Origin of the sequence: Labilibaculum euxinicum (assembly GCF_009795715.1) — a bacterium.
In the GTDB taxonomy this organism is placed as follows: domain Bacteria; phylum Bacteroidota; class Bacteroidia; order Bacteroidales; family Marinifilaceae; genus Labilibaculum; species Labilibaculum euxinus.
In genome coordinates, this window is record NZ_WTCR01000019.1 from 1 (window position 1) to 14738 (window position 14738).

Here is a 14738-nt window from a genome sequence, read left to right on the forward strand (position 1 = left end):
TTCGAACCCCAGAGGGATCACAAAGACAACCAAAGTCTTCAAAAAATAAGGATGATTCCTTAGCTCAGCTGGTAGAGCACATCACTTTTAATGATGGGGTCCTGGGTTCGAACCCCAGAGGGATCACTTAGTCAATTTGGCTTCACAAAGGTATGATTTGTCTTCATACCTTTTTTTTTGGCATTATTGATTCCTTTTGAACCACCTACTTTTTGAATTGATCCCATAAGAGTCTTGAAGGATAGTAACTTAGGCGTATTGCTAGCGTTTTTTTGTATTCTGATTTCATTTTTTTGCCTACAATTGAGCAACCTTTTCCAGAAACGACCATCTCTAAGATAGCTCAAATCAAAAAAATAAAATATTATGGTAATCCTGACAAAATTATTAAAGCACCTGTTTGTTGCAGGTGTAATTATCTTTTTTTACGCTTGTTCAAAAGATGATAATGTAAACCCATCTCCGAATAATAACCCGGAAAACCCCTCTAAAATAGAAGATGTATTAAATGGAAACGACAGGGAGCTGATTGATCTGCTAAATAAAGTAAGGGGAAGCATCGGGAAACGAAATTATGGATCAAAAACGATTTGGAGTAGAAAGAATGACTATGGTTTGGGATTATATATCTCCGCTAATCATGTTATTGGGTTAAGTTCCTGGAGTTCGAACAATGCAGCGTATTTTGATATTACATCTGAAGACAATGGCATTTTTACTTCTTCGCAAATTCCGCCGTCAAGTGGGAAAGTGGATTTGGGCGATACATTAATCGCCGATTTTCCCTTAATCCATTTTGATATTTCTTCATCAGCTACAGATACTACTATTTTGCCTGCCGAGGATTTTTTCTTAGGTATTGTTGATAATCAAAAGATAATGTCTGATTTATTGGCACATAGCCCCGAGCTGGTTCAAACCGATGTTCCGTTGCAGATGTATGATCCAGATAATCGGACAAAAGCCGATCAAACATGGAATGTCCCAAATGCAGGAGAAAAAGCTATAGTGGTTGGTTACCCTCAGGACGTTGTTAATTACCCCAATGGAGGTGTTGCTTATGGAAATATACTGTCGAATTCGGAAGCAGAAGCAGTAATTAAAGAATTACAGGCTGCCGGAGATTCAGAAGGTGATATTCCGTACAACGAAGATGCCGAATTTTTTGTTGAAGCCCGGTCGTTAGCCGGAATGAGCGGAGGTGGGACATTCAATTCAAAAGGACAATTGTTGGGTATTGCGGTTAGGGGCAGTGATACGGCAAATGCACCTAAGATTATCCGGATCGTGAGGGCATCTTATATTCGTTCAAAAATGATCGGGTTTTATAATGGATTATCTCAAACCGATAAAGATAAATTAAGACCATTTATTAGCGGGGAAATTTGAGAATAAGTATTATTTCGTTTCGAAGAAGGCGGCTTGCAATAGGGGAACATGGCTCAATATTCCCGAAACTTTTGCTTGCCGCTTTTTTCGTCCAAAAATAGAGGAAGAAATCGAACAAGGTCAAATTCTCGGTTATAGTAGATTCCTTCAGGAAACAACAAATTCTGAAATACTTTTTTACTGTTCAAATCACCGGAGCCCTAAAATAGGAAGGGATTCCAGAGCAAATATGCAACAGTTATATGTAAAACTACTTTTCCTGAAAAAAGGAACGATAAACAACTTGATAAAAGCACTATCTCATAAACTTCATCACAGCCTCATAATCTTCAGCCAAAAAATTCGACATATTTCCGGTTGGGATCACTAAAAAGAGACTATCTCATTTGAGACAGCCTCCTGATGATTAACCGGATACTATTCTTCAATAACAGCATCTTCTTCCTTTGCACTTTTTAGGCGGGTAAGCTTTGCCGATACCCTTGTATTAATCTCACTCACTACTTCGTTTATTTTAGCAGCAATTTTGGCGTAATCTTCTTTCCCCGACTGCTCCGACATTACCGACAAAAACTGCCCCAAATATTCGATAGATTTGCGCAGCTCTTTCGCCGATTCGAGACCATCTTTACTGGGCTTGTCAGCTTCTTGGTCCAGCCTTTCGGATTCTTTGGTTACAAAGGCATTCTGAGTAATTTTTATTTCGGAATAGCGTTGCTCTCCCGACATTTTTACCAAAGCCTCTGTAAGCTCCGAACTCGAATCAACTCGGTTAAAGAAGTTAATCATACTTGCTGTTTGCTTCTGATAGCCCATTTTATGAATACGCATTTCCGGCATGTGAATCAGTACTTCCAGCTTATGAGCATGTTCACGAACCTCATCATCCATACAACGTACCTGCGACAGCACCAAATGATAAAAGCACATCCATGCATCATCACGGCGGTTATCCAACCGAGCCAACTCCTCGGTACGTAAATTGGCTTTCAATATCTTTAGTCCCTCTCTCAATTTATTTAACGCTTCTCTTATTTTAGCTACCGGAACACCCAACTGCAAAGCCACCTCATCCTCGTTACCAAGAATATCCAAAATTTTTGTTCCCAACAGCAGGTAATCCTGTAAATACATTCGGTAAAATCTAATTTTGTCAATCATTTCTTTGATTTTTAGTTTGTTTATAACCCTTTGTTTTGTTTTATGATGAACTGAAATTAGTAATCGAATTAACTAAAACAAATTTTCTATGTACTTTATTTAGCTTCATGATGTAAAATACCCGACACATACAAATCGTATTGTCCCAAAAATCAGAGCAAAGGATACTATTTCCATAACAATTCATAAGTTTATTTATTTTTTAGCTTCTACAGCTGCAGAAATGCACTATTTCGAATCTTAAAAAGATACAATTTCCCGGACAATGCACTCAAAACAATTTAACTTGATTGAATTTCCGGAGCAATACTGTATTCCGAATCGCTAAAAGCTTGCATTGCCCCGGAAATGGAGTCAAACAAAAGTAAGTTGGTGGTATTTCCCGGGAAATACATTCGTTTTACGGGTAGAATTAATGCGTTTCTGAAGCAATCGTATCTTTTTAAGATTCGAAATACAGATCTCACACAGCGGCAGGTAACAAAGCAAATACAAAAGCATACAATTTCCCGAACAATTGTGTCAAACAAAAAAACAAAATACAGATGCCACAAGCTAAGGTGTGCCAAATAAAAATAAAACAGGCATAAATGCGCAAACAACACAAGCATTTCACACACAAAAAAGCAGTGCTTATATTGTTTTGTTAATTGAATACAGATTGCTACATTGGCGAATCGTAAAGACATAGCATGCAATGTCTGTACATTTGGATTGAAGATTACAAAAACATCAAAAAGCAGGGCTTTTCCTTTTGCGATGGAATCGCTTATTCGATGGATTTTAATCCATCGTTATTATATTTTGTCCTTTCAGGACATAACAACTTACAAAAAACAACCGTGTAATACAGAGATAAATGATCAAAAAACAGACAAAGATTCCCGATCAATCAATTCTGAATAAAAACAAGACCTTATTCCACTATATTGATAGTTTTCAAAGTGATTATATGAATCGAGGATTGGATTATGACATAATTAGTATCGGAAAATTATTCTTCACCAGCGGTCCCAAATGGGCTGATAACTTAATGTCTTTCAGAGATAAGATAGTAGGACTGTTCGGATTAAAAACAGCTTCTCAGCTTACTGCCGAACAAAGGAACACAGATAGTTTTCAATTTGAGCCGGGAGAGCAACTCGATATTTTTAAACTTTATACCAGAACTGAAAATGAACTTATTATGGGTGAGGATGATAAACACCTAAGCTTTCGATTTTCGTTATTGCTTGAGAATATAAATGATGGTACTATAAAACAGAGGATTACATTAACAACCGGAGTTGAATTTAAAAATCTATTCGGCCGACTTTATTTTTTCCCAGTCAAGCCATTTCATCAACTTATTGTAAAAAGAACGTTGAAAAAAATGATTCGGAAGATAGAAAAGGAAAAATGATTAAAAACCATCTCCAACACTGGCAACCGTTGCACATTCCTATAGTATTTCAAAAATAAAATGAGAGCTTTAAGCCTTTGTGTTTATTGCAGGCGACTATAGTTATCAAGAATACCAATACCATAAAAACACTACCCGTAACTTCTCTACTGACAATACATTACATTCTCTTTGTTAATAATATCCAACGGCATATACTGATGCAAAGGAACATCTGTTTTTAAAACAATGTTTTTGTACAAAGACTGCATGCCTAAATAGCCTTGCACTTTAGGCTTTTGATGAATCAGATAATCGATAGTTCCACTATTTAGCAATCGTAAATTTGATTGCAGTAAATCGTAACCTACAACCCGCAATTGATTTGTTTCTTTGAACTGAATCAACTGCTCGGCCAGCTTATAGGTTTTTGAATTGGGAATAAAGAGATGAACCGGATTTTCATGTTTCAAGAGTACATTCAAGAAATCATCGGCAGTAATCTGATCTTTTTCGAGGTTTACTTCATGAATATTTACATGACTGATCTGATTTTCGTCGAAATAACTTCGAAAGCCTTCTATTCTATTTTTAATGATTTGCTCTTTAATGTCCGATTCGCTGAAGGTGGTGATGTAAATCTCATAATCCGACAAGTATTTATCGTGCAGCAGGCAAGCTCCCAAAACGCCGCTTCGGTAGGAATCCTGACCAATAAAAGTAAGCTGTCCTGCATCAATTATATTTGAATCGACAAACACATATGGTTTTCCTTTTTCTCTTAATTTGCTTAATAAATCGGTTTGCTGATGAAATGCTGACGGTGCAATAATAAAACCATCTGCATCGGAATCCAATATCTGATTCAGCTGCATTGCCTGAGAACCATCGTTGGCCACAAAACAATAACCGGCTGTAAAACCCATTTGACCAAATTCTTCGCAGCCTTCTTCAATGCCCTCTTTAAGCATCAGCCAATAATTGTTTTCCTCGGGCAAGATTACCGAAATCCGATAGGTCTTATTTAGCTTTAAATGACGCGCCATTACATTGGAGGAATAATTCCCTTCTTTGGCAATTTTGAGCACTTTATCGCGGGTTGCTTCTGCAACACGTCCCCTATTGTGCAAAACTCTATCGACAGTACCAATTGATACATCTGCCTTTCGGGCTATTTCTTTTATTGTAATTCGATTCACCATCTGAAAAAAACTTCTGTTTATTATGCAAATGTAGGCACAATTTACTATATTTGTCACAAAGTGTTAACGTACACGCAAAATATATCCTTTATTAGTAAAGGTTTTTTTCAGAAAATCTGCGGTAACGTTACCGCAAATAAATTGAATCGCAATTTCTTCACATTTATTTTTAAAAATTAAGTTATGAGACAGTTAAATAGAGAAACAGTACCATCACAAGAATTACCGATTAAAATTCTTCAATTTGGAGAAGGAAATTTTTTGAGAGCCTTTGTTGATTGGATGATTGACATCATGAATAAAGAACACAATTACAATTCGGGTGTGGCTATTGTTCAACCAATTGAATTTGGTATGACTGATCTTCTAAGAAAACAAGATAATCTATATCATCATATTTACCGCGGACTAAAAGACGGAAAAGCAATCAGCGAAACCAGACTGATCTCCTGTGTACAAAAAGCAATCAACCCATTCGAACAAAAGAAAGAATACGATGATTTGGCAATTCTGAATGAACTGGAATTGGTGATTTCGAACACAACCGAAGCTGGTATTGTTTTTAAAGCGGACGACTGTCCTAAAGATGGTGAACTTGCTGCTACCTATCCTGGAAAATTAACACAGCTTCTTTTGAGTCGATTTAATCATTTTAATGGTGATGCTGCAAAAGGATTGAAATTTATTCCTGTTGAATTGATCGACAAAAATGGCGAGAAGCTTAAAAAAGCGATTTTAGACTATGCCAAATTATGGGATTTATCGGAAGAGTTTACTCAATGGGTTGACAAATCCAATTATTTTGCAAATACTTTGGTAGACCGTATTGTTCCAGGATATCCAAAAGACGAAATTGACGAAATTAAAAAATCAATCGGTTTTGATGACAATTTAGTAGTATCCTCTGAAATTTTCCACTTGTGGGTAATTGAAGGATGCGAAGAAATTCAAAAAGCTTTTCCTGCTGACAAATGTGGCTTGAACGTAATCTACACAAAAGATTTATCGCCTTACCGCACCCGAAAAGTTCGTATTCTGAATGGTGCACACACATCAATGGTTCCTGTTGCTTTACTAAACGGTATTGAAACAGTTCGCGAATCGGTTGAAAGCGATAATGTAGGTGAATTTGTTCGTCACATCATTTTCAATGAAATTGCACCAACTATAAATCTGCCAAAAGCCGAATTGGAATTGTATGCAACAGAGGTTTTGGAACGATTCATGAATCCATACATTCATCATGAATTAAAATCTATCGCTCTCAACTCAATATCAAAATACAAAGTACGTGTATTGCCTTCGCTGCTTGACTCTTTAAAAACAAACAACAAGTTGCCTGAAGGATTGGTTTTGGCATTTACCTACTTAATTAAACTGTATCTATCTGAATCATTTACCATTCAAGACAATGATGAAGTAATTGCCTTCTTCTCTACTCTTTCAGCCACAGCTGAAACACCGGAAGCTATCATCCGTAAAGTATTGGGCGAAGTTTCATTCTGGGATACTGATTTAAATCAAATTAACGGTTTAACAGAAATGATGACCAGTCAGTTGGAAAAATTGAATAAAGATGCAGCAATCAGCAACTTTAAATTTTAACAATCATGAATAAAGCAATCACGATAAACAGCAGCGACAATCTTGCCGTTGCTCTTACAAACCTTGCAAAAGGTGAGGTTATTTGTGTTAATGATATCAATATCACTTTACAGGAAGATATTAAGGCGAAACACAAGTTTTCGATTAATGATCTTGCTGTTGGCGATGAAATGTTTATGTACGGTTTGGTTGTAGGTACAGCAAGCAAAGCAATCAATAGCGGCGAAGCAATTACCGTAAATAATACAGAACACAAGGCAACCGAATACGATCCAAATAAAACAAACGAGTTTCATTGGACCGCTCCAAATGTTGAGCGATTCAAAGATAAGACTTTCATGGGTTATCACCGGGCTGACGGACAAGTTGGCACGGCCAATAACTGGTTGGTTTTGCCTTTGGTATTTTGCGAAAACAGAAATGTTTTAACCCTGAAAAAAGCTTTTGAAAAAGTTTTGGGTAAGAAAAAGACCAATCCATACGAAAATTTAGTTCAGGATATGGCTGCCGGTTATCAATCCGGTGTTTCTTTCGAAGGATTGTCGTTGGCTAAAGAAGAAGATGTTGATCAAAAACAGGTTTTCGATCAGATAAACATCAAATTCATCACCCATGAAGGTGGCTGTGGTGGTACCCGTGAGGACAGCGATAGCTTGTGTAGATTATTGGCTGGTTATTTAAAAAATCCGAATGTAGCGGGAGCTACCGTATTGAGTTTGGGTTGTCAGAATGCACAAATAAGCATTTTACAAGAGGCTATTAAAAATCTGGATCCGAACCTGGACAAACCGATTTTAATTTTTGATCAGCAAACAATTGGCAATGAAGCCGTAATGCTTGAAAAAGCCATTAAGGAAACCTTTAAAGGTTTGGTTGAAGCCAATAAAATTGAACGCAAACCTGCACCTCTTTCAAAACTAACCATTGGTTTGGAATGCGGTGGATCTGATGGATTTTCTGGTATCTCGGCCAATCCTGCCTTGGGACGGGTTGCTGATTTAATTACTGCCCTAGGCGGTAAGGCAATTCTATCGGAGTTTCCTGAATTATGCGGCGTTGAGCAAGAATTGATGAGCAGAACCGGAAATCCTGAGCACGCTGATAAATTCCTAAAAATCATGCGTGCTTATGCACAAGCAGCAATTGATGCAGGATCTGGTTTTGATATGAATCCTTCGCCTGGCAATATAAAAGACGGCCTGATTACTGATGCGATGAAATCGGCTGGTGCTTCAAAAAAGGGAGGTTCCTCTCCTATTAATGATGTGCTGGACTATACCGAATACGTAAAACATGATGGTCTTAGTTTGCTGTGCACACCAGGTAACGATGTTGAATCGACAACCGGATTGGTTGGATCTGGTGCCAATGTAGTTTTGTTTACTACAGGTTTAGGAACACCTACAGGTAATCCAGTTGCTCCTGTGCTAAAAGTTTCTTCGAATACTGAGCTATCGAAAAAAATGTCGGACATTATCGATATCAACGCTGGTGTTGTTATTGATGGTACTCAAACTTTAGACGAATTGGGAGAAAGCATATTGGAGCATATTATAAAAGTTGCCAGCGGAGAAATTGAATGCAAAGCAGATCAATTGAATCAGGAAGATTTTATTCCCTGGAAAAGAGGTGTGTCTTTGTAAGATTTACCAGCTTAAATCATTTATTATAAACCCGTAATAATTTTACGATACCACAATAAAACCCGGTTGCTTATGCATTTTGCATGAACAATCGGGTTTTTCATTTACAACGACTAAACTAAATTGTATTATTTAAATGTTCGGGGCTTTACTGTTGCTTTGATGCTTTGAATCGTTCCACTTACCAACTCAAACTCCTGTTGTAATTCTTCCTCAGTTAAAGTATTTTCTCCTTTAAATTCGAAACGTTCCCGTCCCACTCCATTAAAATAGGAGAAAACTTTACCGCTTTTTGTCTGGATTTTTAAATCGCCGACCGGCATTACAATTTCATCAAACCATAAAAAAAGAGATTGGTTTTCATATTCCGCTTTAACCACTTTAATAGAAGAAGTATCTTCAGGATTCCATTTTTGATCGAATGTCCATTCCGGAGATATTTTAGCTGCAAAGCTGGAATCAATATTATTGGCGAACCATAAATAATTACCTTTTTTACGATTACAATTGTAAAAATTGTATCTGTCCCCGTACAAGTAAGGTCTGCTTTTCTCTGGTTTATCCGGATAAAAAACATGAACAATCGATTTATCTCTCATTTCTGAAGGAAAAATACAATTCAAAAAATAGAACTGCGCATCGTAATGATGACGGGCTAAATAGAAGCTATCCACTCCCATAAATTCACAATGGCTCAATACCATTTTTTGATTTTTATTTGTAGTTGCAGCATGCCACACGGCTGCGGTATTCATCAACTCTTTAAAACTTGAGTTGGAAATATAACACCATCCCCGGGGACAAACAAAATCAACACCTCCTTCAAAACAGCAGTTGTCGTGATAATACATTCCTTCCTTATAATTCCATAGAGAAACAGTATCGCCACCATTGCTGGTTACATTGCAATTTGTTATAATCGTGCGTGTTCCTGTACCATAAATGGTAAACGCATGAGGCCCCAACCTGGGTTGAGTGTTTTTTATGGTGAGATTATCTAAAATAATGTCATCAGCATGGATGTTGATAACCGCAGGGCCAATGTAATCTCTGTTCTTTTGCCAATCTTCCCGTAGTTGAGCATATTGTATAATTGTACTGTCACGGCTTTCTCCGCGAATGGTCAGGTAATCCTGTTTGATTCTTATCTTCTCATTGTACACACCATTTTTTACAAAAATTACCAAACGCTGATAATTGTAAAATGGCAAATGATCAATTGCCTCTGTCAGAGAGATGTAATCTCCGGTTCCATCAGCGGCAACAACAATATCACCCTTATTGTCTGCAATAGCGCAGTTTGTAAAAACTGTCAACCATGCAATGATCCAGATATATTTCATTTATTCTATTTTAAATCATTTATAAATTTGTCACTAGCTTCTATCGCACCTAAAAACAGTGTTAAGAAAATTAAGAATGCAGCCATGCGTTTCTTCGAACCATGGATGAAAAAGCCAAAAAGGATGAGGTGTTTTTTCAATTGTATGTACTTCGTGATACGTTTTATTCCTATCGAGGATATGAAACAAAGAATCTCTTCCGGCATGAAAACGTGGCAAAGCACTGTTTATGTACAGAGTTGCAGGCATATTTTCATCCACGTAATTAATTGGAGATGCTTCCTCCCATAGTTTCGGATTTTCCTGGTAAGTAACTCCAAAAAACAGACTTGCTGCCGATGGCTTATTGGGATTAGTTATTTTTCGGCTTTCATTTGGGTCAGTATAGTCAACAACACCATCTACATTCACCAAGGCCTGTACTCTTGACGAGTAGTTCGAATAAACCGATTCAGGATCGTCAAACTTCTTGATTCCTGCTGTAGCAGCCATAAAACTTGCAAGCGTGGCTCCCGATGAACAACCCAATACCGCTATTTTCGTTGTGTCGATACCATATAAATCACTATTGTGTTTTAAAAACCGAATGGCCTCCTTCAAGTCATAAATAGCGGCCGGGTATATCGCTTCAATTGACAAACGATACTCAACCGAGGCTGTTACATAACCATCTACTGCCAACTGCTGCGCCATTGGAATCAAATGCGACTTATTGCCCGATCGCCAACCACCACCATGAATCATCATAACAACTGCACGTTTCTGCCCACCTTCTCTGTTCGGAAGAAAAACATCCATGCGCAGCTTTCTGTTTGGTCTTATCCGGTAAACTTGATTTGGTAATGATAGAAACTCACTGGAAACAATTTCTTTAACCGGTGAAGCTTGTGGAAAATCTTTCTCTATTTTTTTCCCTGCAGAATATACCGAAAACGAAGTGTCCTTAGGAAATTCATTTTGCCCCCAACCCAATATTGGGAGCAGTAAAAAAAGAAGCGGTGCTATTTTATATTTTAACATTCTTGTCATTTTCGATCAAAAATTAAAGGGCATTAAACAAATTCAGGATATCCTATCTTTAAATTCAGTGATAAGATTTCTGCATTTTGAATATTACTTTTTGCCTCCTAAATAAGAAACACCGCTGCCTGTTAGAAAATCTTCCCGAACCGGACTGAATACATCTATTAATACTCCAGGTTCCAAACAAACAGCACCATGTAACATATTTGGCTCAATATATACGCCGTCACCTACGCCAATCACTTTTTTCTCACCACCAACAGTAAATTCAAACTGACCACTTGCGCAACAGGTTGTTTGTGTATGGAAATGCTGATGAGAAGCGCCAACAGCTCCTTTTTCAAATTTCACTTTCACCATCATAATTTGATTGTCGTAACCTAAAAACTGACGGGAAACACCAGCTCCTAAATCTTCCCATTCTAATTCTTCTGTCAAAATAAACTTCTCACTATTACGTTTCATATGATTATAATTTTATGTGTTTGCCATATGGAACTTACCATAAACAAATAATCATTCCCCTTCGGTCACAATTGCCTGTCATGGACGTTTCATATCTTTTTTTAATGATTTAATTTTATAAATACCAGTCAATAAAGTTAAACACTAATTCATGGTAAACCGATCAATATCTACAAAACCTGAATCATTTATTTTATTCTTTCTTTGAGCAAAGAAACCAATTTTACTACCAATCCATCTTCCTGTATTGGCTGTGAAAGGTAAACCAACCGATTTGAAATCCAATCCATTTTCGGAATATGAAAAATGACAAATTCCCCCCTCCTCAACTTTAACTTTCAAAAACAAATCGGAAGACACGGGCTGAAAATCACCTGCATAATTCTCCTCTGATCCTTTGCGTGCATTCAAACAAGTAATCTCATTCAAAACCAATTCTCCATTTTTATTTTCTACTACTACTGACGCATAATCCTGTCCCATTATTATCAATCCGAATCTTTCGCCATCATTTAAAAGTGACAATTTCACTTTTGCGACAGCTTCAAAAGAAACAGCCGGCCATTTCTGAAGAAACAATGAAGGTACATCCCATAAATTAACAGATCCTTCAGCAGACGACTGACAATACATTCTGAAAACACCTTTCCCTGGAAAGCTTTTTCCCCAATCGAGAGCAGGATTGGCATGCCATTGCCATAACAAAGAAGGTGCATCCCCATTAAATTCATCATCCATACTTTCAGGAGAAATCATCTCTGTCTGTTTAACAACAGGCTTACGATATGTAATTACAGGCTCTCCTGTTCCGTCGCCATCAGCATCATGACCAATCACGGGCCAATTGTCCTTCCAATTCATTGGCTGCAAATGCACAACACGTCCGTAAGCTTCCTGATCCTGAAAATGAAGGAACCAATCTTCACCACCGGCCAAACTAACCCAAGCTCCCTGATGAGGTCCGTTGATTTCTGTTTTGCCTTGACTCATAACCACTTTCGACTCATATGGTCCTGTAATATTTTTAGAACGAAGTACCAATTGCCAGCCTGTAGAAACTCCACCTGCGGGAGCAAAAATATAGTAGTATCCATTCTTTTTATAGAATTTAGGCCCCTCAACAGTTCCATTTCCATCATGACCATCGAAAACCAAAATGCCATCGTCCAACAATGCAGTTCCGTCAGGTTTCATTCGGTTAACCGCTAAAATACTTTTAATACCTGCTCTTGAACCAGCGTAGCCATGTACCAAATAGGCTTGTCCGTCTTCATCCCAAAACGGGCAGGAATCTATCCATCCTTTAGCTTCCTTAATTAAGAGTGGTTCACTCCACGGACCTTCTGCTTTTTCAGATTTCAACATAAAAATTCCAAAATCGGGATCGCCGTAAAAGATGTAAAATATTCCATTGTGGTAACGTAAAGATGGAGCCCATATGCCATTACCATGTTGTATTTTATTATAATGAGCTTCGGGCATTACTTTGGGTGAAGCATAAGCAATCAGCTGCCAATTTACCAAATCGCGGGAATGAAGAATGGGTAAACCTGGTGCACATCCAAAACTAGAAGCTGTCATGAAAAAATCATCCCCCACTCTAATGGCATCAGGATCGGAGTAATCAGCCTGAATAATTGGATTGGTATAGGTGCCATCTCCATTATCGGCACTTTTGAGTGTTACTTGAACTCCACTATAATCAGGAGCTGTGGTTGGCTCGGAACAAGCCGAAACCAACAAATAAACAGCTGCAAGGACACAGATTAATTTGCTTTTCATTTTTCAATACCTTTTTAGTTTCTATTCCTTTTTATTTAATGTATACAGACCTTTCTCAGTGCCCCAAATCTGTTGAAATGATAATTATCATAAGTGCTGATAAAGCAACTTTTCCTGTCTGTTGTTTATATACAGCTCTATTTTCGAGACTGATTCGATTTTAAGTAACTAATCAGAACATTCATATTCTGGATGTACTCTTTAGTTGAGATATAATATTTATCAGAAAGATCAGGATAAGTAGACGTATCTGTTTCATCACCAACACGAGTTGTTGAATACTCATCACTTTGATTCTGATTCTGATCATCCCCAATGTAAGGATGGCTAATAAAAGCATGTTTCACCAACCACCTGCCCTGCTGATCGAGAGATGCAATAATATCTTTTACCTCAGCTTCCGAAGCAATACCAGTAAATACATTACGGTTTAGGTCGTAAAATCGTTGAGGTGTATCACTTTCCTTGAAACATGCTTCCTTTAGAGGCGAATCTTTTGTCACCTTATCTAAGTCAAGCTCATTAAGCATTTTGTATTTAAACTTCAGCTCCTCAAGCTGAATACGGCACTTGCCGTAGTAATGAGCCAATAACTTTTTATCATCACTATCGACATAATACATTCCAAATTTCACATTCGCCCCTTTCCGATGCACATATATGGGCTTGTTGGTTCCTACTTCAATAAAAGTTGGATGAGAACGAGCCCCTTCTATCTGATTTTCGGGAAGTCGTGTACTGTCCAACCAACGAATTGCATCAGGAACTCGGGAAATAAATTTTTTATCTCCCGTATATTGATAAAATTTCAGTAGAAGCATTGCATTTTTGCATGTTGTAGATGGCAAAAAAGCTGCGGGCTCATAAGTTCGGGCACCTTCTGTTTCCATATTCAAATTAAGCTGCTGTCCCCAAGCTCCGCAAGCATCCTGAGAAATCAGATAAAAATCCATACCCCGGCGAATCGGTTCCAAAAACCGTTCTTCCCCCAAAGTCAGATAGCTTTGAATCAAAAAATGAACGTTTTCCCAAATTACATCGTCATTAAATGTGTAAAACGAACTATAATCAGGATGACCTTGTTTATTGAAATCATATTTTAACGGATAACGCTGTGGCCAGCCACCTGATGCATACTGACTTTTTAAGATAAAGCCAATTGCTTTGTCAAGAGAAGGTTTATAAACCGGATCTAATTTCTCGAGATAGATTCTTAGTAAAAACCTTGCTGCATCAGATGTAATATCATCGTCGAAAGTAGAATTGCCGTAATAATGCTGGAATTCTTCAAGTCTCCACCCATTTTTACCAATAGTATTATACCATTTCTTTAAAGAGCGGTCTCCGGCAAAATCGATCATATAATTCCAGCCACCTTCGTTACTTTGCCCCCAAATAATAGCTGTTGCAACTTTTTGCGCAGCTTGATAATAATATTCGTTTTTCGTGGTTCTATAAGCTTCTAAAAATAAGTGTCCAATGCTAATTGTTCCAGGATGTTGAAGCCAAATCATGGTTTTATAAGCTTCCATTTCGCCCCATCGACGAGATAAATCAGGCAAATAATACCAAACATAGCCTCCATTAGTACTCACCTCTTCAACCATAAATTGAGTGGCTTTCAGCATTGTTTCACAAATTTGTTCCTTTGTAATTTCAGATTGAGCTTTTAACTTCAATCCAAAAGCAAGAAATAAAAGAAGTAAAATTAAATATTTAGTAGGTTTCATGGTATTTATATTCT

General features: G+C 37.5%; 11 protein-coding genes and 1 tRNA gene. 5 read left to right on the forward strand and 7 right to left on the reverse strand.

Annotation, left to right across the window (positions count from 1 at the left end):
- Positions 1–53 precede the first annotated feature (53 nt).
- Together GQR60_RS18820 and GQR60_RS18825 are read left to right on the forward strand one after the other, a co-directional pair.
- Positions 54–126 (forward strand) — tRNA-Lys (locus GQR60_RS18820).
- 240 nt (positions 127–366) lie between these two features.
- Positions 367–1389 (forward strand): serine protease family protein, encoded by a 1023-nt coding sequence (locus GQR60_RS18825; protein WP_124994423.1) that lies wholly within the window; start codon positions 367–369, stop codon positions 1387–1389.
- A gap of 417 nt (positions 1390–1806) precedes the next feature.
- Here GQR60_RS18825 and GQR60_RS18830 read toward each other — a convergent pair whose 3' ends face one another.
- Positions 1807–2550: a DUF6261 family protein gene (locus tag GQR60_RS18830; RefSeq protein ID WP_124994424.1), complete on the reverse strand. Its 744-nt coding sequence runs from the start codon at positions 2548–2550 to the stop codon at positions 1807–1809.
- Positions 2551–3409: 859 nt separating this feature from the next.
- Between GQR60_RS18830 and GQR60_RS18835 the strand changes: the two genes are divergently transcribed.
- A complete protein-coding gene (locus GQR60_RS18835) occupies positions 3410–3952 on the forward strand; it encodes a DUF2867 domain-containing protein (protein WP_124994425.1) in 543 nt (180 codons plus the stop codon).
- A gap of 146 nt (positions 3953–4098) precedes the next feature.
- Here the strand turns inward: GQR60_RS18835 and GQR60_RS18840 are convergent, their stop codons facing one another.
- The gene (locus tag GQR60_RS18840) at positions 4099–5133 is read right to left on the reverse strand and encodes a LacI family DNA-binding transcriptional regulator (RefSeq protein WP_124994426.1); all 1035 of its coding nucleotides are present in this window, start codon (positions 5131–5133) and stop codon (positions 4099–4101) included.
- Between the two features lie 183 nt (positions 5134–5316).
- On the opposite strand from GQR60_RS18840, the gene GQR60_RS18845 reads away from it, so the two are divergent.
- Positions 5317–6738 carry a tagaturonate reductase gene (locus tag GQR60_RS18845; protein ID WP_124994427.1) on the forward strand — a complete coding sequence of 474 codons (1422 nt, stop codon included), beginning with the start codon at positions 5317–5319 and terminating at the stop codon, positions 6736–6738.
- A gap of 5 nt (positions 6739–6743) precedes the next feature.
- Positions 6744–8381: a UxaA family hydrolase gene (locus GQR60_RS18850; RefSeq protein ID WP_124994428.1), complete on the forward strand. Its 1638-nt coding sequence runs from the start codon at positions 6744–6746 to the stop codon at positions 8379–8381.
- Between the two features lie 128 nt (positions 8382–8509).
- Here GQR60_RS18850 and GQR60_RS18855 read toward each other — a convergent pair whose 3' ends face one another.
- From GQR60_RS18855 to GQR60_RS18875, 5 genes are all read right to left on the reverse strand, one after another.
- Positions 8510–9724, reverse strand: a complete 1215-nt coding sequence (locus GQR60_RS18855) for a pectinesterase family protein (RefSeq protein ID WP_124994429.1) — start codon at positions 9722–9724, stop codon at positions 8510–8512.
- 33 nt (positions 9725–9757) lie between these two features.
- The gene (locus GQR60_RS18860; protein ID WP_160463524.1) at positions 9758–10744 is read right to left on the reverse strand and encodes an alpha/beta hydrolase; all 987 of its coding nucleotides are present in this window, start codon (positions 10742–10744) and stop codon (positions 9758–9760) included.
- Positions 10745–10837: 93 nt separating this feature from the next.
- Positions 10838–11212: a cupin domain-containing protein gene (locus tag GQR60_RS18865; RefSeq protein WP_124994431.1), complete on the reverse strand. Its 375-nt coding sequence runs from the start codon at positions 11210–11212 to the stop codon at positions 10838–10840.
- 144 nt (positions 11213–11356) lie between these two features.
- The gene (locus tag GQR60_RS18870) at positions 11357–12994 is read right to left on the reverse strand and encodes a glycoside hydrolase family 43 protein (RefSeq protein WP_124994432.1); all 1638 of its coding nucleotides are present in this window, start codon (positions 12992–12994) and stop codon (positions 11357–11359) included.
- 137 nt (positions 12995–13131) lie between these two features.
- Positions 13132–14724, reverse strand: coding sequence for a pectate lyase (locus GQR60_RS18875; RefSeq protein WP_124994433.1), 1593 nt, complete (start codon positions 14722–14724; stop codon positions 13132–13134).
- Positions 14725–14738 lie beyond the last annotated feature (14 nt).

Coding starts and splice junctions, on each gene's coding strand:
- GQR60_RS18825 (WP_124994423.1), top strand. CDS start 367: ATGGTAATCCTGACAAAATTATTAAAGCACCTGTTTGTTGCAGGTGTA.
- GQR60_RS18830 (WP_124994424.1), bottom strand. CDS start 2,550: ATGATTGACAAAATTAGATTTTACCGAATGTATTTACAGGATTACCTG.
- GQR60_RS18835 (WP_124994425.1), top strand. CDS start 3,410: ATGATCAAAAAACAGACAAAGATTCCCGATCAATCAATTCTGAATAAA.
- GQR60_RS18840 (WP_124994426.1), bottom strand. CDS start 5,133: ATGGTGAATCGAATTACAATAAAAGAAATAGCCCGAAAGGCAGATGTA.
- GQR60_RS18845 (WP_124994427.1), top strand. CDS start 5,317: ATGAGACAGTTAAATAGAGAAACAGTACCATCACAAGAATTACCGATT.
- GQR60_RS18850 (WP_124994428.1), top strand. CDS start 6,744: ATGAATAAAGCAATCACGATAAACAGCAGCGACAATCTTGCCGTTGCT.
- GQR60_RS18855 (WP_124994429.1), bottom strand. CDS start 9,724: ATGAAATATATCTGGATCATTGCATGGTTGACAGTTTTTACAAACTGC.
- GQR60_RS18860 (WP_160463524.1), bottom strand. CDS start 10,744: ATGTTAAAATATAAAATAGCACCGCTTCTTTTTTTACTGCTCCCAATA.
- GQR60_RS18865 (WP_124994431.1), bottom strand. CDS start 11,212: ATGAAACGTAATAGTGAGAAGTTTATTTTGACAGAAGAATTAGAATGG.
- GQR60_RS18870 (WP_124994432.1), bottom strand. CDS start 12,994: ATGAAAAGCAAATTAATCTGTGTCCTTGCAGCTGTTTATTTGTTGGTT.
- GQR60_RS18875 (WP_124994433.1), bottom strand. CDS start 14,724: ATGAAACCTACTAAATATTTAATTTTACTTCTTTTATTTCTTGCTTTT.